The 17,158-nt window shown below is 61.0% G+C and carries 18 protein-coding genes; 11 read left to right on the top strand and 7 right to left on the bottom strand.

The window, feature by feature from the left end; genetic code table 11:
- The first annotated feature begins 71 nt into the window (after window positions 1-71).
- The 9 genes from glgA to Thiofri_RS01625 all read left to right on the top strand — a co-directional run bounded on the left by glgA (window position 72) and on the right by Thiofri_RS01625 (window position 8,392).
- The gene (gene glgA / locus Thiofri_RS01665; RefSeq protein WP_009150148.1) at window positions 72-2,255 is read left to right on the top strand and encodes a glycogen synthase; all 2,184 of its coding nucleotides are present in this window, start codon (window positions 72-74) and stop codon (window positions 2,253-2,255) included.
- A 112-nt stretch (window positions 2,256-2,367) separates the two neighbouring features.
- Window positions 2,368-3,474 carry a Re/Si-specific NAD(P)(+) transhydrogenase subunit alpha gene (locus Thiofri_RS01660; RefSeq protein WP_009150149.1) on the top strand — a complete coding sequence of 369 codons (1,107 nt, stop codon included), beginning with the start codon at window positions 2,368-2,370 and terminating at the stop codon, window positions 3,472-3,474.
- A gap of 2 nt (window positions 3,475-3,476) precedes the next feature.
- The gene (locus Thiofri_RS01655) at window positions 3,477-3,689 is read left to right on the top strand and encodes a type II toxin-antitoxin system HicB family antitoxin (RefSeq protein WP_009150150.1); all 213 of its coding nucleotides are present in this window, start codon (window positions 3,477-3,479) and stop codon (window positions 3,687-3,689) included.
- Window positions 3,674-3,874, top strand: a complete 201-nt coding sequence (locus Thiofri_RS01650; RefSeq protein WP_223296794.1) for a type II toxin-antitoxin system HicA family toxin — start codon at window positions 3,674-3,676, stop codon at window positions 3,872-3,874. Before Thiofri_RS01655 ends, Thiofri_RS01650 begins: the two co-directional genes overlap by 16 nt.
- A 52-nt stretch (window positions 3,875-3,926) precedes the next feature.
- Complete coding sequence (locus Thiofri_RS01645; protein ID WP_009150152.1) at window positions 3,927-4,211, top strand: proton-translocating transhydrogenase family protein; 285 nt, start codon at window positions 3,927-3,929, stop codon at window positions 4,209-4,211.
- Between the two features lie 12 nt (window positions 4,212-4,223).
- Window positions 4,224-5,672 (top strand): NAD(P)(+) transhydrogenase (Re/Si-specific) subunit beta, encoded by a 1,449-nt coding sequence (locus Thiofri_RS01640; RefSeq protein ID WP_009150153.1) that lies wholly within the window; start codon window positions 4,224-4,226, stop codon window positions 5,670-5,672.
- A gap of 138 nt (window positions 5,673-5,810) precedes the next feature.
- Window positions 5,811-6,203, top strand: a complete 393-nt coding sequence (locus Thiofri_RS01635; protein ID WP_223296795.1) for a hypothetical protein — start codon at window positions 5,811-5,813, stop codon at window positions 6,201-6,203.
- A 49-nt stretch (window positions 6,204-6,252) separates the two neighbouring features.
- A complete protein-coding gene (locus Thiofri_RS01630; RefSeq protein ID WP_009150154.1) occupies window positions 6,253-6,705 on the top strand; it encodes a DUF29 domain-containing protein in 453 nt (150 codons plus the stop codon).
- Window positions 6,706-6,766: 61 nt separating this feature from the next.
- A complete protein-coding gene (locus Thiofri_RS01625) occupies window positions 6,767-8,392 on the top strand; it encodes a cobyric acid synthase (RefSeq protein ID WP_009150155.1) in 1,626 nt (541 codons plus the stop codon).
- A gap of 9 nt (window positions 8,393-8,401) precedes the next feature.
- Here the strand turns inward: Thiofri_RS01625 and Thiofri_RS01620 are convergent, their stop codons facing one another.
- Window positions 8,402-8,575, bottom strand: coding sequence for a hypothetical protein (locus Thiofri_RS01620; protein ID WP_190275837.1), 174 nt, complete (start codon window positions 8,573-8,575; stop codon window positions 8,402-8,404).
- A gap of 240 nt (window positions 8,576-8,815) precedes the next feature.
- On the opposite strand from Thiofri_RS01620, the gene Thiofri_RS01615 reads away from it, so the two are divergent.
- The gene (locus Thiofri_RS01615; protein WP_009150156.1) at window positions 8,816-9,928 is read left to right on the top strand and encodes a helix-turn-helix domain-containing protein; all 1,113 of its coding nucleotides are present in this window, start codon (window positions 8,816-8,818) and stop codon (window positions 9,926-9,928) included.
- Between the two features lie 53 nt (window positions 9,929-9,981).
- Here Thiofri_RS01615 and Thiofri_RS01610 read toward each other — a convergent pair whose 3' ends face one another.
- Together Thiofri_RS01610 and Thiofri_RS01605 are read right to left on the bottom strand one after the other, a co-directional pair.
- Complete coding sequence (locus tag Thiofri_RS01610) at window positions 9,982-10,296, bottom strand: hypothetical protein (protein ID WP_009150157.1); 315 nt, start codon at window positions 10,294-10,296, stop codon at window positions 9,982-9,984.
- 176 nt (window positions 10,297-10,472) lie between these two features.
- Entirely contained in the window at window positions 10,473-10,805 is a 333-nt protein-coding gene (locus Thiofri_RS01605; protein ID WP_009150158.1) for a hypothetical protein, read from the bottom strand.
- Between the two features lie 13 nt (window positions 10,806-10,818).
- Here Thiofri_RS01605 and Thiofri_RS01600 point away from each other — a divergent pair, with 13 nt between their 5' ends.
- Complete coding sequence (locus tag Thiofri_RS01600; protein ID WP_009150159.1) at window positions 10,819-11,889, top strand: EAL domain-containing protein; 1,071 nt, start codon at window positions 10,819-10,821, stop codon at window positions 11,887-11,889.
- Between the two features lie 100 nt (window positions 11,890-11,989).
- On the opposite strand, the gene Thiofri_RS01595 is transcribed toward Thiofri_RS01600, so the two are convergent.
- The 4 genes from Thiofri_RS01595 to Thiofri_RS01580 form a co-directional block, all read right to left on the bottom strand.
- Window positions 11,990-14,803, bottom strand: a complete 2,814-nt coding sequence (locus Thiofri_RS01595; protein WP_009150160.1) for a response regulator — start codon at window positions 14,801-14,803, stop codon at window positions 11,990-11,992.
- 45 nt (window positions 14,804-14,848) lie between these two features.
- A complete protein-coding gene (locus Thiofri_RS24670) occupies window positions 14,849-15,376 on the bottom strand; it encodes an EAL domain-containing protein (RefSeq protein ID WP_223296796.1) in 528 nt (175 codons plus the stop codon).
- Window positions 15,327-16,319: an aldo/keto reductase gene (locus Thiofri_RS01585; protein ID WP_009150161.1), complete on the bottom strand. Its 993-nt coding sequence runs from the start codon at window positions 16,317-16,319 to the stop codon at window positions 15,327-15,329. The genes Thiofri_RS24670 and Thiofri_RS01585 overlap by 50 nt, the downstream gene beginning before the upstream one ends.
- A gap of 97 nt (window positions 16,320-16,416) precedes the next feature.
- Window positions 16,417-17,043, bottom strand: coding sequence for a cation diffusion facilitator family transporter (locus Thiofri_RS01580; RefSeq protein WP_009150162.1), 627 nt, complete (start codon window positions 17,041-17,043; stop codon window positions 16,417-16,419).
- Window positions 17,044-17,158 lie beyond the last annotated feature (115 nt).

Raw genomic sequence — 17,158 nt, 5'->3', positions numbered from 1 at the left:
GGGTGCCGGTGGTGATCCCACCGGGCCCGCGACGCATTGCGCAACAGACTTAACGATTCAGGACAGCAGTCATGGCAAGAAAGGCGAGCCCCAAGTCATCGAACGCCCGTGGGGTGAATGCGGGCAAGGAGACGGTTAAGGATTTGGACAAGGATCCGGAGGCCTCCGCTGCCAGTCAGGACGCGGCAAGCGCAGTGACCCCTGCTGAGCCGGCTGGCACCCAGTCTGGCGCCACCAAGCCCAACAAGAAAATAGCCGCCGGAGCCAAGACACCATCCGCGCCTGTCGCGCGAGGAGCCCGATCTCAAGCTGCGCCTGCAGCTAAGCCAGTGCCTAAGTCAGCATCTGAACCGGCATCTGGGCAGGCCAGATCTGCTCGCGCAGCAACCAGATCATCGAAGGCTGATCAAGCCGAAACGGCGCCTGCAAGCACCGCGTCAAAAGGGACTGGGTCAAAAGAGGCGGGGGCGCGAAAAGACTTCCAGTTGGCTGATCGCGACCAGTCGGTGGCGACCATAGCCGCAACCGGATCACCTGCCGCTCAGCCCCCAAAGACCGAGGCGAAAGCGCCGCCGGTGGTCGAGTCACAAAAGTCGCCGCAACCCTTGGGGCCAATAGTTGAGTCAACACCGCAGTCAACACCTCAGTCAACGTCTGAGCCAGCATCCAATCCTAGTCCGGCTTCTGAGCCTTTGTCCGCGCCGCCCGCGCAGCGACAGCCTGAACCCGAGCCGATACCCGAGCCCGAGAAACCTGAGCCTTATTACCCGCCACGCCAAAGCCTATTCATTGTCCATATCACGCCCGAGATGGCGCCGGTCGCCAAGGTTGGCGGGCTCGCCGATGTGGTCTTTGGTCTGTCCCGCGAACTGGCTATTCGCGGCAACCATGTCGAAATCATCTTGCCGAAGTACGACAACCTGCGTTACGACCATATTTTTGAGCTCCATCGGGTGTTTGATGATCTGTGGGTGCCCTGGTATGAGGGGGCCATTCATTGCACGGTGTATTTTGGTTTTGTGCATTCGCGCAAATGCTTTTTCATTGAGCCGCATTCAAGCGACAATTTCTTTAATCGCGGCAGCATCTACGGCTTTAACGATGACATTCTGCGTTATGCCTTTTTCTCGCGCGCGGCCATTGAGTTTTTGTGGCAATCAGGCAAGCACCCCGACATCATTCACTGCCATGATTGGCAGACCGCCCTGGTGCCGGTGTATCTCTACGAGTTTTATCAGCAACTTGGCATGATGCACCCGCGTGCCTGCCTGACCATTCATAACTTCAAGCATCAAGGTGTCACCGGCGCCGAGTTGCTTCGCGCTAGCGGGTTACATCGACCAGAGCACTTTTTTGATCGCCTGCGCTTGGGTGATGACCATTACCCTAATGCCCTGAACATGCTTAAGGGCGGGGTGGTCTACTCCAACTTCGTTACGACCGTCTCGCCACGCTACGCCTTTGAGACCAAGGATCAGGGTCAGGGTTTTGGGTTGGAGTCGATCCTCCATAGCCATCACATGAAATATGGCGGGGTGGTCAACGGTATCGACTACGATGTCTGGAACCCGGAGGTTGATCCTCATATTCCGGTGCGTTATGGCATTGAAACCCTGGACGGTAAATACGACAACAAACGTGCCCTGCGTCATCGGCTGATGCTGGCCGACAATGAAAAGCCCATTGTCGCCTTCATCGGCCGGCTCGATCCGCAAAAAGGGCTGGAGCTGGTGCGCCATGCCATTTTCTATGCGCTTGAGCGCGGTGCGCAGTTTGTCTTGCTGGGGTCCAGCCCGGATCATGCCATCAATAACGATTTCTGGGGCCTGAAGCACATGCTAAACGACAGCCCCGACTGTCATCTGGAGATCGGTTTTGATGAAGAACTCGCACACCTGATCTACGCCGGCGCTGACATGATGCTGGTGCCAAGCCAGTTCGAACCCTGCGGTCTGACGCAACTCATCAGCCTGCGCTATGGCACCATCCCCGTGGTGCGCGCCGTCGGCGGTCTGGCTGATACTGTGTTTGACAAGGATCATTCTGATCGTCCGCTGCACGAGCGCAACGGCTACAGTTTCGACAACTACGACACACTGGGACTTGAATCGGCCTTCGGTCGCGCCCTGGCCTGCTACTACGGCTTTCCCGAGCACTTCCGGGATCTGATCAAGAACGCCATGCGCAGTGATTACTCCTGGAACCGCCCGGGGCAGGACTATCTGAACATCTACGACTTTATCCGCAATCACTGACCATTGGGTTCAACCGAGCCTGCGTCTCAAGCCGCCGGGTTGAGATCATGCCCAGCAGGGCTGATAATGCGCGGATTTTTGCAAGCGTTCTCCAGAGATCGATAACATTTCCATGAACATCGGAATTCCAGCCGAATCCCTTTCCGGCGAGAATCGTGTCGCCAGCACGCCAGAGGTGGTCAAAAAGCTCGTGGGCAAGGGTTTTGCCGTGCGCGTCGAGCAGGGTGCCGGCACCGCCGCCAGCTATCCGGATGCAGCTTATCAGGATGCCGGTGCCGAGATCGTCGATGCCGCCCAGTGCTTTGCCGCCGAATTGTTGCTGAAAGTTCGCCGGCCGAGCCGGGAGGAGGCGGACCGGCTGCAACCCGGCGCCACCCTGATTAGCCTGATCGAGAGTTGTGGCTCGGTGGGATCTGGGGATGAGCTGGCCGAGCAGACGGTTGCGCGCGGCGTGCATCTGCTGGCCATGGAGCGCATTCCGCGTATCTCGCGCGCTCAGTCGATGGACGCACTCTCCTCGCAAAGCAACATTGCCGGCTATCGCGCGGTCATTGAGGCCGCCGCCCACTTCGGCCGCTTTCTGCCGCCGATGATGACGGCCGCAGGTTCCGCTAAGCCGGCGCGACTGGTGGTGCTTGGTGCCGGCGTTGCTGGCCTGCAAGCGATTGCCACCGCTCGGCGTTTGGGCGCTGACGTGCATGCCTATGATGTGCGCCCGGAGACCAAAGAGCAGATTCGCTCACTCGGTGCCAAGGCGATTGAACTCGACATTGGCGAAGATGGCTCCGGCGAAGGCGGGTACGCCAAGGAGCTGTCGGAGGAGGCCAAAGCGCGCCAACAGCAGGCCCTAGCCGATGAGCTGGCGAAAGCCCAGGTCATTATTACCACTGCACTGATTCCCTGCCGGCCGGCACCCGAGCTGATCACGCCTGAGGTCGTCGAGCGCCTGCGCCCCGGCTCGGTGATTGTTGATCTGGCTGCGGCCAACGGCGGCAATTGCAAGCTGACCCAGCCTGACCAGGTCGTTGAGCACCATGGAGTGCGGCTGATCGGCCACACCAATTACCCGTCCATGGTCGCAACCGACGCCAGCGCCTTCTATGCGCGCAATCTGCTCAATTTGCTCGAAATCATGGTCGAGCAGGGTGAATCCGGCCCGACGCTCAAGGATTTCGAGGCCGATGAGATCACTCAGGCGATGCGGATAACGGGAGGCTGAGCATGGTTAACCATTACACAGCGGTTGTTAAGCAGTCTGGTCCCTGGTGGATTGGTTGGATTGAAGAAGTCCCAGGCGTTAACTGTCAGGAAGCGACAAGAGAGGAATTGCTGGCATCCTTGCGCGACACCTTGAAAGAAGCCATCGAACTGAACAGAGCAGACGCCTTAAAGGATGCTGGTGAGCAATTCTTTGAAGAGTGCATCGCGGTTTGAAGCGTTCGGATTTGATCCGCCATCTCAGACGTTATGGGTGCCTGCTGATTCGCGAAGGTAGCAACCATTCTTGGTGGCAAAATCCTTTGACTGGAGCACGTTCGGCTGTTCCGCGCCATCAAGAAATTGACAACCACCTTGCACGTCGGATTTGTCACCAGCTGAAAATCGAGTCTTGCTGCTGAGACTGCTAAAGCGAACCAAGTTAAGCCATTTCTAAATCTGGAGCCCGATCGGATGTCCGAATCCATTCTCGCCCTTTATGTCTTCGTCCTTGCCTGCGTGATTGGCTATTACGTCATCTGGGGCGTGACACCATCTCTGCATACGCCGCTGGTGGCGCTGACCAATGCCATCTCCGGCATTGTGCTGGTGGGCGCCCTACTGGTTACCGGGTCAGAAAGCGCGGGCTGGTTTGCCAAGTCGGTTGGCTTTCTCGCCGTGCTGCTGGTCAGTATCAATGTCTTCGGCGGCTTTCTGGTGACGCACCGGATGCTGTCTATGTTCAAGAAGAAGAAATAAGGACACCCCGCAATGGATTTCCTGCTGCAACTCAAGCAGATGGCCGCTGGCCTGTTCAGCACCGGACTGTCCCATGACGGCCAGGCGCTGGCCTATCTGGTCTCTGCGGTGCTCTTCATCTTCGCGCTCAAGGGCCTGACCCATCCGGCCACGGCCCGGCGCGGCAATCTCTATGGCATGCTCGGCATGCTGATCGCCATTGTCGCCACTCTGGCGGGTGCTGAGGTGATGTCTTACTGGCTGATCGGGGTCGCGGTGGTCATGGGCGCGGTGATCGGTATTGTGATCGCGCTGCGCATCCAGATGACCGCCATGCCGCAACTGGTCGCTGCGCTGCACAGCTTTGTTGGTCTGGCGGCGGTGCTGGTGGCCATCGGCACCTTCCTGAACAAACGTGCGAGCGGGGATTTGAATACCCTGCTAATGGGCGAGTTGTCCGCCGGCATTGTGATTGGCGCCATTACCTTCACCGGTTCGGTTATCGCCTTTGGCAAATTGCAGGGGCTGATCAGCGGCAAGCCGGTCAAATTCTTCGGCCAGCATCTGCTCAATGCGCTGATCGCCAGTGCCACCATTGCGCTCGCTGTGCATTTTGCCAGCACAGGCGCCATCTGGTCGCTGCTGCTGATGACGCTGCTGGCGTTCGTGCTTGGCGGGACGCTCATCATCCCCATCGGCGGTGCCGACATGCCAGTGGTCATCTCCATGCTGAACAGCTACTCTGGCTGGGCGGCGGCGGCGACCGGTTTCACGCTGCACAATAATCTGCTCATTATCGTCGGTGCCCTGGTTGGTTTCTCCGGCGCCATCCTGTCCTTCATCATGTGCCGGGCGATGAACCGCAGCATCATCAATGTCATCTTCGGCGGCTTTGGCTCCGATGACAGCGGCGGTGACAGCGCCGGTGCGGTGGCGGCGCAAAAGGGTGTCAAATCCGCGTCCGTGGATGACGCTGTCTACTGGATGGAAGATGCCGGCAAGGTCATCATCGTGCCCGGCTATGGCATGGCGGTGGCCCAGGCGCAACATTCGCTGAAGGACATGATGGAACTGCTGCAAGCGCGGGGCGTGGAGGTGAAATTCGCCATCCATCCGGTCGCCGGGCGCATGCCAGGCCACATGAACGTCCTGCTCGCCGAGGCCGATATCCCCTACGACCTGGTCTTGGAGATGGACGAGATCAATCCTGAGTTCCAGAGCGCCGATGTCGCCTTGGTGGTCGGCGCCAACGACGTGGTCAATCCGGCGGCCAAGCAAGACAGCTCCAGCCCCATCTACGGCATGCCAATTCTCGAAGCCGGCAAGGCGCGCCAGGTCTACTTCCTCAAGCGCTCCATGCGCCCCGGCTACTCGGGCGTCGATAATCTGCTCTTCTATCAGGACAACACCTCGCTGATCTTTGGCGACGCCAAAGACACCATCGAGGGCATCGTCGGCGCGCTCAAGGGCGGCGGACATTGACCACTTAAAAATAGGGTGAATGCGGGTACTCCACTCTTTTTGGTTGCCCGAGCCTGTTAATTCCTTTGTGCAGAGCCGCGCCTTCTGGCTGTGAGGGAGGACCCTGCCGCCTGCCTGCACCGGTTCTAATCGGTCTTCGTGCATAAGATGGTCACCCTGGATAGTGATCCCTTCCTGCTGTTGGAATTGCGGGGGCTTGCGCGCGAGCGCTTGCACAGTGCGCTGAGCGCCAGACCTCTGGGGCAGGCACTGGTGTCCATGGCGGACGCGCGAACCGAGGCACCGGAGTTGGTGGAGTCCTTCTTTACTCGACCTAAGCCGGCCGTTGCGATGCCTGACTATCGGGATTTCTGTAACGGTGGAAAACGGCTGCCAAGGGAAATCGAGCCGGCCACCCCGCCGGTGGTGTCGGGCATCCTGGTGAGAAAGGCTGGGGACTTCCCTCGCTTTTCGGAGCGGGACAATTCCTTTATCGAGCTGATGGAGGAACTGTATGAGCGGGTGCGGGGGAAGAGCAAAGGGATGTTTTGAGCAGGTTCCGAGTTACTCTGGCTGCCAAGAACCTTTATGGAGCGGGGCAATGAGTCTTTATGACACTGATTTCTTTGCGTGGGCACAACAGCAAGCCCAACTGCTTCGTGCTGGTCAGCTTGCGGATGCCGATATCGAGCACATAATCGAGGAGATCGATAGCATGGGCCGTCGTGAAAAGCGCGAACTGCTGAGTCGCCTGGCCGTGCTTTTGATGCATTTGCTCAAGTGGCAGGCGCAACCGATGTTGAGGGGCAATTCCTGGCGAGCCACCATTCAGGTTCAGCGCCGCGAGATCAAACGCCATCTGGCGGACAATCCAAGCTTGAAGGCGAAGCTGCCAGAGATTCTTGCGGATGCTTATGGTGACGCCAAATTGTTGGCTTCACGAGAAACCGGGCTTGAAGAATCGAGCTTTGCAGTCGCCTTGCCCTGGTCTTTCGAGCAGGCCATGGATGACGAGTTTTGGACGGAGAGCCATGCAACTGACCGCCTGATTTAGCGGGCCTCTCAATATTCCAGCTTTAAGCGTCCAATTGGTTACCGCCATCTGAAGTCATTCTATGCAAGACCCAAGCACCGATTCTTCTGACCAATCGTCTCCAACCAAGCCTCCTTCCATCAAGCTGGATTTGCCACCCCTCGCCACCCACGGCCCGCGTCGCGCGCGGGCGTTGATGATTCAGGGTACGGCGTCGGATGTCGGCAAGAGCATGATGGTGGCCGGGTTGTGCCGGGCTTATGCGCGGCGCGGACTGGTTGTGCGCCCCTTCAAAGCGCAGAACATGAGCAACAATGCGGCGGTGACCCAAGACTCCGACGCCGCTCCCGGCCCCGATGGCGAGCGCCCGCGCGGTGAGATCGGTCGCGCGCAAGCCTTGCAGGCGCGTGCCTGCGGGGTGGCGCCGTCAATTCACATGAACCCGGTTCTGCTGAAACCCCAGACCAACATCGGCTCCCAAGTGGTGCTGCGCGGGCGGGTGCTTGGCAACTGCCCGGCACGGGTGTATCACGAAATGCGCCAAGGGCTGATGCCGGCGGTGCTCGACTCCTTCGAGCGTCTGTGCGCCGAGGCCGATCTGGTGCTGGTGGAAGGAGCGGGAAGCGGTGCCGAGATCTATCTGCGCCACTGCGACATCACCAACATGCACTTCGCCGAGCGCGCTGGCGTGCCCGTGGTGGTGGTGGGTGATCTCGACAAGGGTGGCACCATGGCCTCCCTGGTTGGCACCTGGCTGCTGCTCGATCAGGCTGACCGCGACCGGGTGGTTGGCTATCTGGTCAACAAATTTCGCGGCGATTTCTCGCTGTTTGAGCCCGCCTGCGAGACCATCACCGCCCACACCGGCTGGCCCTTTCTTGGCGTGCTGCGCTGGTTCGAGGGGGCCTCCCGTCTGCCGGCTGAGGATTCGCTCGCGCTCGAACGCCCGGCTTCGCTGAACTGGTCTGGTGCGGGGACGCTCAAAATCGCCGTGCCGCGCCTGTCGCGGGTGGCCAATTTCGACGATCTTGACCCGCTCGCGGCCGAGCCCGGAGTGGATCTGCGCTGGCTGCAATCCGGCCAGCCCCTGCCGGCCGATACCGATGTGGTCATATTGCCCGGCTCCAAGGCCACGCGCGCCGATCTCGACACCCTGCGCCGCGAGGGCTGGGATATCGATATCCTCGCCCATGTCCGCCGCGGTGGGCGGGTGCTCGGACTCTGCGCCGGCTTCCAGATGCTCGGCACCCTGGTGCGCGACCCCGAGGGTCTCGAAGGCGAGCCCGGCGACACGCCCGGGCTTGGCCTGCTCGACATGGTCACCGAGATTGGTCCAGAGAAGCGCCTGCTTGACATCGACGCCACCGAGCTGACCAGCGGCTGCGCCATCAGCGGCTACGAGATGCACATGGGCCGCACCACAGGGCCAGCGCTCAAACGCCCATGGCTGCGGCTTGGCAATAGCGAGGTGAGTGGCAGCGGAGTGGGCCGCCCCGAAGGCGCCATCTCAGCGGATGGGCGGGTCATGGGCGGCTATCTGCACGGTATTTTCTCAAGCGATGCTTTTCGTGCCCACTGGCTCGCGCAGGTCGGCGCTCAGGCGTCAGCGCTAGATTTCATCGCCCGCACCGAGGCCGCGCTAGACGAACTGGCCGATCATTGCGAGGCCAATCTCGATCTCGACGCCCTGCTGGCGCTGGCGCGCTAAAAAAGCGCCTCAGCTTGGTGCTGGCATGCCAAGCATGATGCAGGTGCGATCCTCTGCATCGCTGGTTTCCATCTGTAATTCAAAACCCACGATGTTCGCCACGAGTTTGGCCGAATAGGTGCCCAGCCCGGTGCCGCCCGACTTGCCCTCGGTGCGATATTTATCAAAGAAATGCGTGCGCATCGGCACTGCCGCGGACAGGGTTCTTACCGCGTGAGCAAAATTCGTCCTTCTTTGATAAAGATCACAAAACGGCAATATAATCCTGCCGTTACGATAAAAAATGTGTTTGTATACGCCTATCGTTTCCCTCGCTTAAAACGGATTGCCCAGGGCGAATCTTGCGCCTGAGGGCTACCCTGGGATCCCCAGTCGTCGACCTTGAAATGGCACTGAGTCCAGCAGGATGAGAGGAGTCTGCAAATGAAAGACAACATCATTAGCGGTAACAGCCGCCTGGCGTGTGGCTGCATCGAAACGGACGATCCCATTATTTTTGAGGCAACGTCGCGGCCCTGGGAAGTGCTGTCCGAGCCTCTCGGGACGCAGAGCTTCTACAACCTTAAGCATTATGTGGCGACTGAATCGGTGGTGCTGTATCGCGAGTATTTTTCGGCGCCAACGCGTTTGCGGGGCATCTCGCCGCCGGGCATGCTGGTGGTGGTCGTCCCGCTGCAGCTCGGAGAAGGCACCCGCTTCTTTGGGCGTGATCCTCAGTCATCGGTGATTAACTTCAGCGCTCCAGGGCCGCTCGATGCCGTTGTGGATGCCCATAATGCGCATTTCATCCTGCTGATGGGGGTCGAGTTCCTGCAACGCGAACTGGGTGAGGAGGCGACACTGCTGCTTGAAACCGCCGTCCAACGCCGCAGCCTGGCGGTGGAGCCGGAGGATTTCGCCGCTTTCTGCGACTGGTTGGATCACATCCTCGCCACAGCGGGCCCGCGGAGTGCGCGCGGACAGGTCAGACGCAGGATCATCAGAAAAGCCAGGCCGAATCCTGAGAAGGCCGAGCAACTCACTGCGGTGTTGGAGCACCAGATGCCGCGACGTCTGCTCGCCCTCTGTCGGGCTCCGGGCAGAAAGTTGCTCCGCCCTCGCGTTGGGAAATCGCGCTCAGCAGTTATCAGTCGGGCACTCGACTATTTGACCAACGGCCCGTCGTCAATGCCTAGCGTGGGCGAGCTGTGCCAGGTGGCCGGTGCCAAGCAGCGCACGCTCGAATATGCCTTTGAGGAGCGCTTTGGTTTGAGTCCACTGCGTTTCGTCAAAGTGTATCGGTTGCATCAGGTGCGGCGCGATTTGGCCGCAGCCAAGCCCAGATCAACTCGGGTAGCGGACGTGGCGGCCGCACACGGATTTCGACACCTGAGCCGTTTTTCTCTGGAGTACAAAGAACTCTTTGATGAGTTGCCATCGAAAACGCTTGCCCGCAAGCCCCGGGTGGTTTCCGCCGCGCCCCTGATTTGCTCAAGCGATTTTCCGCTCAAGCAATCCCCACTTCGCTCGTCGGGCGTCAACGCGGGTACAGCTTAGCACGAAACAGCAGGTTTATTCCCCGGGGTGGCCGGGGCTGTGAACTTCAGGTATCAGAACCGCTCGCCAATCATGTCGTTGATTTCGCAGACCGCTTTTGCCATCAACCTCTGCGCGCGCTCGGGCTCCGGAGGTGCGTCCTGCCAACGAAGCTCGTTAAACAGGATGATAATGTCGTCATCATCCTCACCGGTGCGGAACCAGTAGTCACGCGCATCCTCATGGGTGGGGTTCTCTTCGAGCAGGCTTTCGGTCGGTGGGGGCGGCGGGTCGGCGATGAGCGACCAGCGCGCCTGGAACGCGGGTGTTCCCGCAAAGCTCAAAATGCCCCCATCGGGGCGATCCTGCCGGATCAGCCATCTGCACATCGTCTTCTACTCCCAGGTGTCGAGAAGCAGCGGCCAGCTTGCACGCTGAAAGCCGTCATCGTCGGGGTAGTGCTTGGGACGGCGCGTCAGAGTTTGCAAGTGATTTGCGAAGCGACTTGGGTTGCCAGGCGATGCCGTGAGGCTGCGACAAGAGGACCAACCCGCGCTTCGTTGAGTCAAGAATAGCTTGGTACCAGTGCTCGCGTTGGGAGTCCTATCACAAATTCGCAATTTTTATAGGGATATTTCGGCAGCGCAAGCATCCTCTGGGTGAGGCTGGTGACCAGCAGCAGCGCCCAGATGAGTGAGTTGACCGAGCGCCAGGCAACGATAACGAAAAGCGCCAGCAGGCGAATCATTGTGACGCCCCCGTGACAGATGGCCGTCACATCAGAGATGAAATCTCCGGGCAGGGTCGCTATGCTGTTGGCATAGGTTAAGGGGTGTTCGGCAATCTCCGCCAGTTCGGGCTCAATGATGCCGCCGAACCCAGGATTTGCGCTTTTCACGAGGATGTTTCCAATGGCTTGCAGCGGCTGCGAACAACTCCCTGTTCTACCCGATGGGGCCGGACGCCTGCTGTTGGCGTTGCCGCTGGCGCATTCCCGGCAGAAGTTGCTGGAATCCCTCAAGGCGACAGCCTGGGTATCGCGGCTGGAGCTGGCCGATCTGGTGATGATCGAATGCGCGGACGGGCACCTCGGCGAACTGCTCACCCAACTCGGCGACTGGCTGAGCCTGACCGAACAGGCGCACACTAAGGCGCTCTTCCTGCCGGAAGGCAAGCAGGCGGATATCAGTCTGCTGGCGGCGGTCGAGCCACTGTCGCACTGGATCGGGCTCGCGCGCGGCCAATGGTTGGCGGAGATGATCGAACAGGATCGCCTGACCACTCACTTTCAGCCCATCGTGCATGCGGCTGCGCCCGAACGCGCCTATGCCCATGAGTGCCTGCTGCGTGGCCTGGATACACAGGGAAACCTGGTCTCGCCAGGCGCTTTGTTTGATGCCGCGCGCGCGGCCGACATGCTGTTTCATCTTGATCGCGCGGCGCGGCTGAAAGCAATTGAAACCGCCTGTCAGCTCGGTCTGGAAACACCGATTTTCATCAACTTCACGCCCACGTCCATTTATGACCCGGCCTTCTGTCTGCGCACTACCATTGCCACAGCGCGCGCGACCGGTTGGCCACCTGAGCGCTTTGTTTTTGAAGTCATAGAGACCGAGGAACTGGCCGATACCCGCGATCTGGTCGGCATTCTGGCTGAGTATCGTGCCGCCGGTTTTCGCGTCGCGCTCGATGATCTTGGCGCTGGCTATGGCTCGCTCACGCTGCTGGAGCGACTGCGCCCGGATATCGTCAAGTTCGACCGCGATTTGATTACCGACATCGACCGCACCCCATCGAAGCAGGCCATTGTGTCTGGCCTCATCGATATGGCCGCGAAGCTGGGTATCGACACCGTGGGCGAGGGAATTGAAAGGCGCGCCGAGTGGGAATGGCTGCGCGAAGCGGGCGTCGATTACCTACAGGGCTTTTTGTTCGCGCGGCCCGGCCATCCGCCACCGCAGCCGGTCACACCGGCGCATTGAGCAGGCACCTCGGAGGTGCGGCCTCCAGGTCGCGCAAAACCCATTGACCAGGCAAGCGGCGAAACAAGCGAGAACGGTCGATACCGCCCCAGAATGGTTGTTATTTCTCTGCAGCCCACCGGTCCAGCACCACCCGCAGGGCCTGTGCGTCAACCGGCTTGGCCAGGTAGTCGTCCATGCCAGCCGCGAGACAGGTCTCCCGATCGCCCTTCAGGGCATGGGCCGTCATGGCGATGATGGTGACCGAGGGATCGATGTCGCCGTTGCGGTTCTCCCGGATGTGCCGGGTGGCCGCGATGCCATCCATCTCGGGCATCTGCACGTCCATGAACACCAGGTCAAACGCCTGCTTCGACAAGCCTTCGAGTGCCTGGAGGCCATTGAAGGCTGTGCAGACGCGATGCCCCCAGCGCTCCAGCAACATCGCCATGATCTGCGAGCTGGTCGGGTCGTCCTCGACGATCATGATGCGCAGACGCTTGGTCGAGGACGGCTCCGCGCTCTGGGGCGTTGCCTGGGCCAGCCCTGGGATGGTCGGCTCGGTGGTGACCGACTCTGTGATGTTCGCCTCGGTGATGGCCGGCTCGCGGGCGGTCGGTTCTGCGGCGAGCATGCCCACCGCGATATCGAACCGCACGGTGGTTCCCTGGCCCAGGGTGCTTTCAATGGCGACCTGCCCGTCCATCAGGCCGACCAGTCGTTTGACGATGGATAGACCCAGACCCGTTCCCTGGAAACGCCGAATGGAGGAGCTATCGACCTGGGTGAAGGGCTCGAACAGCTCGTCGATCCTGTCCGCAGCGATGCCGACGCCCGTATCGGTCACGGCGAATTGCAGACGCAGGCGCCCGGCATCGCTCGGCTCCAGCATCCGGGCGTCCAAGCGCACCAGTCCCTTGTCGGTGAACTTGACGGCGTTGCCGACCAGGTTGAATAGCACTTGGCGCAGCCGCGCGGCATCGCCGATCAATTCCGCGGGCACCTCGCGGGCGATGTGGCAGTGCAGCGCGATGCCCTTGGCCGCGACCTGCGGCCTAAAGGCCGCTTTGATCTGTTCCAAGAGGGCGTCCAAGGTAAAAGGTTCGCGCGCGATAGTCAACATGCCGGCCTCGATCTTGGAAAAGTCGAGGATGTCGTTGATCACGGTCAGCAAGCTCTGGGAGGACGCCTTTGCCGATTTCACATATCCGGCCATTTCCTCATCCAGATTCGACATCTCCATGACCTGGAGATAGCCCATGACGCCGTTGAGGGGCGTGCGGACTTCGTGGCTCATGTTGGCCAGGAACTCGGACTTGGCCCGACTGGCGGCCTCGGCCCGCTCCTTGGCGTCGATCAGCTCCGCTTGTGTCTGGTTGCGCGCTGCCTCGGCCTGATAGCGCAGCTCGATATCCATCACGGCGCCCAGCTCGCTCGCCGATGCCAGTTCCTCGTCGCTCCAGCGCCAGCTATGCAAATGCACCGTCTGCGTCCAGGCCGCGAATGACTTGCGCGGACTAATGCGACCATCCGTCTCGATGGTGACCGGCTTGTTGGGATCGCCGCCCCAGCTGAGGTGGCGCACCTGCTCGGCGCGAAACCAGAGCAGCGCGAGATCCGGTGCCGAGGTCAAGCGCAGGAAGACCAGTCCGGCCGCCGTGGCACCTAGGTCTTGAGTGTCAGGGAGGTGGTCACTCAGACAATCGGTGGCGAAGACCGGGGCCTTGTCAGCGCTGGTGCGCGCGCACAGCTCGGCAGCCAGCGCGGCGATGCGCGCAGCATCCGGTGTCTCGCCGCCGGTGTGAACCTGCTGGCCAACGATGAGTGCGACACCTTCGGCTCCGACCGCGCCGAGCAGGTCAGACTGATGCGGATACTCAAGCAAGGCGGAGAGCCGTGCACCCTGGCGCATAGCGGCAACCACGTGCTCGCGGCAGGTTTTCAGGTCATGTTCCGCGCGGCGATGGCAAGCGTCTTCGGCGAGCTGGATCTGCGTCTCCAGATCTTGCGCCATCCAGTCCATGACCCGGCGGAGCTTCTCTGAGACCAGATAGGGCGTCTGATGGTGGCAGGCGATCAGTCCCCATAGCTGATCTTCGCGGTAGAGGGATAGCGTCAAGGTGGCGCGCACGCCCATGTTGCGCAGATATTCCACATGCACCGGCGAGACGCTGCGCAGCAGGCTGTGCGAGAGGTCGAGTGGCTGGCCGCTGACGGGATTGAGCGCCGGCGTGAGCGGCACTGGGACATAGTCGATATCGACGATCGCCCGGGTGCGGTTGATCAAATACAGCTGCCGGGCCTGCACCGGAATGTCGGAGGCCGGATAGTGCAGCCCCAGATAGGGCTCCAGGGCGTCCCGACGCGATTCGGCGACCACCTCGCCATGCCAATCCACCGGGTCGAGACGGTAGATCATCACCCGGTCGTAGCCGGTCAGATCACGCAACAAGGCCGCAGCGCTGTGCAGCTTTGCCGTCAGGTCTTTTTGCGCGCGGATCGGGTTGAGCCCGCGCACGGCCAGGGCGAGCAGATCCTCGGGGACGGCACCGGCGGGCGGTTCCGGCTCCAATTCCAGCAGCACCAGAGCGTCGGACTCGTGCACATAGCCGGTCAGGGCGCGGGCATCCAGCGGCGAGGGCCACTGAAACGAATAGGGGGCGCTAGGTTGTGCCTGGTAACCCGCCAAGGCGTCTTGCACGGCGCTGACCAGCGCTGCGCCCAGGGCTTGTTCCAGCCTTTGCTCGAGCAGATCCTCTGCGGCGATGCCGAGCAACTCGCGGCAGGTGGCGGTGGTCTGGACAATCCGCCAATCTGGCCCGCGCAGGGCGAGCAGGACCCCATGCGGCTGAATGGCGCCCGAGAGATGAATCGGCTCGGCCTCGCATTGGCTGAGGTCGGGAAGCGCAGGCGTGGCGTTAGGATTTGCAGCCATGACAAACCTTTTGATCTTTGAGTACTCAGTGTTGGTGGCGAAGCCTCAAGAATCGAAGGCTAGAATAACAAAAAAGCACAATCTTGCTTTGCGATGTGCGGTGGTCGCTTCTGACAGATAGGTAAGGTGCGAGTTCAGCCTGTCAGTGACAGCGACGGCGACGGCCGTCCAATCAGGTATCCCTGAGCGTGGGTGAAACCGGCGGTGCGGCCAAGGTCCGTCAGGGTCTCCGTCTCGACCCCTTCGGCCACCACGCGAAACTGGGCCGGGGTGGCCCGTTTCGTTCACAATGGCGCTGAGATGGGTGTCAAAGTCACTGCCGCGAATCTGCTGACCAGAGAGGTTAACCGTGATGCGCCCGAATTTGAGCTCGCGGTCGAGCCACTGCCGGGCCCGGCGGCAGGCAGGTCGCAGAACCCAGTCGCCGATGGCATTGATCAGGCCGTTGCGCTCAGCAATATCGATGATGCGCTCCGGGGGAAGCTCGCCCAGTTCATCGCAACCGGACAGCTTCCACGCCTGCTCAGCGAGTCGGTGGCGCCATGAATTCCGGCCCCACGGGGTCGGTGACATGCTCCCGCACGATTTGGTCGATGGCATCGAGCGCCTGACGGTCGAGGCTCCAGCCGTCGATGATGTTGACCGGGTCCATCTGCTCGGGGCTGCGCCCGCCCCAGAGGGCGACGCTGTGACCGGGTTGGTCGAGCAGCCAACGCAGGGCCAGTGCCATGACGTCTTTGTCGTAGTGCTCGCGGGCGAAATGCTCAAGCGCCGCGACCGCGGCCAGGTACTGATCGAAGCGCGGCTGTTGGAATTTCGGGTCGTTCCGGCGCAGATCGTCGCCGCCGAATTGGCGCTCGCGCGTCATCTTCCCACTGAGCAGGCCACGGCAGAGCGCGCCGTAGGTGAGGGTGCCGATGTCGTGGCGCGCGCAATAGGGCAGCACGGCATCGCCCGCTTCGCGTTCAAAGAGATTGTAAGGGGGTTGATTCGCGTGCAGTGGGGCGGACGCGCGGAAGGCGTCCATCTGCTCAGGAGAGAAATTGGAGACGCCGATTGCGCGGATCTTGCCGGCGCGCAAGAGGTCGTCCATGGCGCGCGCGGTCTCTTCCATGGGCGTTTTCGCATCCGGCCAATGGATCTGATAGAGGTCGATGCGGTCGGTGCCCAGGCGGCGCAGTGAGTCTTCGACTTCGCGCTCAATGCGCGCGCGCGTGGCCTCGCGCCAGACCTTGGTCTCGTCGTCGGACCAGTTCAGCGCGCATTTGGTCGCCAGCACCACCTGATCGCGCAGTCCGTGGCGGGCGATGGCCTTGCCGACGATTTCTTCTGAGCGACCCATGCCGTAGACCGGCGCGGTGTCGATCAAGGTCACGCCGAGCTCGACGGCATGGCGGATGGTTTCGATGGAGGTGTCCTCGTCCGTGCCGCCCCACATCCAGCCGCCGATGGCCCAGGTGCCCAGTCCGATTCGAGAGACGGTCAGATCGCTGCTGCCTAATTTGGTGTATTCCATGCTTGCTCCTGCGTGTCACGCGTTGTCAGCTATGAGGATTGTCAGCCGATGATCGGGCGCTCGCTTGATGCGGTGATCAGGTAGCGGAGCGCCCGGCTCAGACGGGGGGAGTGCCGCTAACAGCACCAGCGCCTTCCCGACGCAATGACTCAGCCTCGATGAAGATGCGTTTGATCTCCGGATGGCGCTCTCTAATGCCGCGCTCCAGTCGGTCCACCACGCCCATGATGGTCTCAGACGACAGGCCGGAGCGGAACCGGACATCCAGATTCAGCAGAACCTCATCGGGTCCCAAATGCATGGTCAGCGGACGACCAGCCTCGACCACGTCCGCGTCTTCGCGGGCGAGTTGCCGAATGCTGTCGATAACCAATGGGTCCGCCGCTTCGCCGATCAACAGGCTACGGCTCTCGTAAGCGAGGATGAGCGCAACGCTGGCCAGGGTCAAACCAATCATCATGGAAGCGATGCCGTCCCAGATCGGGTTGCCCGTTCCGAAGGGATGCGCTTGGTCCGGCTTGTGCGCAGAGCGCTTCATGCCATGCAGCAGCAACCCCTCATTGGCGGTATCGACCAGCGAATGAATGCACTCCGAGAACATCGCCGAGCTGCCGGTAAAGAGGGCCGCAACGCCCTTGGCAACCGCGATCACACCGTTTGCCGCCATGGCGCCGTAGACGGCGATTGGGGGTTTGGGTTTGTCCGCAGCAGATGACGACGTCATGGTATTTCCTCCTAGGGCAGTGGGCTGCCGATTGGGTGCAATCCGCTCATTGCGCAAAGCGCGCCGCCTCGGATATTGGCTATCGGGTACAACCCTGAACATCCACGCCTGATGT

It is taken from the genome of Thiorhodovibrio frisius, assembly GCF_033954835.1.
Taxonomy (GTDB): Bacteria; Pseudomonadota; Gammaproteobacteria; order Chromatiales; family Chromatiaceae; genus Thiorhodovibrio; species Thiorhodovibrio frisius.
The sequence above is the reverse complement of the archived record's forward strand: the minus strand, read 5'-3'. Positions and strand labels throughout refer to the sequence as shown.

What these genes read in the sequence shown, in the direction of transcription:
- glgA (WP_009150148.1), top strand. Translation starts at nt 72, where the DNA reads ATGGCAAGAAAGGCGAGCCCCAAGTCATCGAACGCCCGTGGGGTGAAT.
- Thiofri_RS01660 (WP_009150149.1), top strand. Translation starts at nt 2,368, where the DNA reads ATGAACATCGGAATTCCAGCCGAATCCCTTTCCGGCGAGAATCGTGTC.
- Thiofri_RS01655 (WP_009150150.1), top strand. Translation starts at nt 3,477, where the DNA reads ATGGTTAACCATTACACAGCGGTTGTTAAGCAGTCTGGTCCCTGGTGG.
- Thiofri_RS01645 (WP_009150152.1), top strand. Translation starts at nt 3,927, where the DNA reads ATGTCCGAATCCATTCTCGCCCTTTATGTCTTCGTCCTTGCCTGCGTG.
- Thiofri_RS01640 (WP_009150153.1), top strand. Translation starts at nt 4,224, where the DNA reads ATGGATTTCCTGCTGCAACTCAAGCAGATGGCCGCTGGCCTGTTCAGC.
- Thiofri_RS01630 (WP_009150154.1), top strand. Translation starts at nt 6,253, where the DNA reads ATGAGTCTTTATGACACTGATTTCTTTGCGTGGGCACAACAGCAAGCC.
- Thiofri_RS01625 (WP_009150155.1), top strand. Translation starts at nt 6,767, where the DNA reads ATGCAAGACCCAAGCACCGATTCTTCTGACCAATCGTCTCCAACCAAG.
- Thiofri_RS01620 (WP_190275837.1), bottom strand. Translation starts at nt 8,575, where the DNA reads ATGCGCACGCATTTCTTTGATAAATATCGCACCGAGGGCAAGTCGGGC.
- Thiofri_RS01615 (WP_009150156.1), top strand. Translation starts at nt 8,816, where the DNA reads ATGAAAGACAACATCATTAGCGGTAACAGCCGCCTGGCGTGTGGCTGC.
- Thiofri_RS01610 (WP_009150157.1), bottom strand. Translation starts at nt 10,296, where the DNA reads ATGTGCAGATGGCTGATCCGGCAGGATCGCCCCGATGGGGGCATTTTG.
- Thiofri_RS01600 (WP_009150159.1), top strand. Translation starts at nt 10,819, where the DNA reads ATGGCTTGCAGCGGCTGCGAACAACTCCCTGTTCTACCCGATGGGGCC.
- Thiofri_RS01595 (WP_009150160.1), bottom strand. Translation starts at nt 14,803, where the DNA reads ATGGCTGCAAATCCTAACGCCACGCCTGCGCTTCCCGACCTCAGCCAA.
- Thiofri_RS24670 (WP_223296796.1), bottom strand. Translation starts at nt 15,376, where the DNA reads ATGTCACCGACCCCGTGGGGCCGGAATTCATGGCGCCACCGACTCGCT.
- Thiofri_RS01585 (WP_009150161.1), bottom strand. Translation starts at nt 16,319, where the DNA reads ATGGAATACACCAAATTAGGCAGCAGCGATCTGACCGTCTCTCGAATC.
- Thiofri_RS01580 (WP_009150162.1), bottom strand. Translation starts at nt 17,043, where the DNA reads ATGACGTCGTCATCTGCTGCGGACAAACCCAAACCCCCAATCGCCGTC.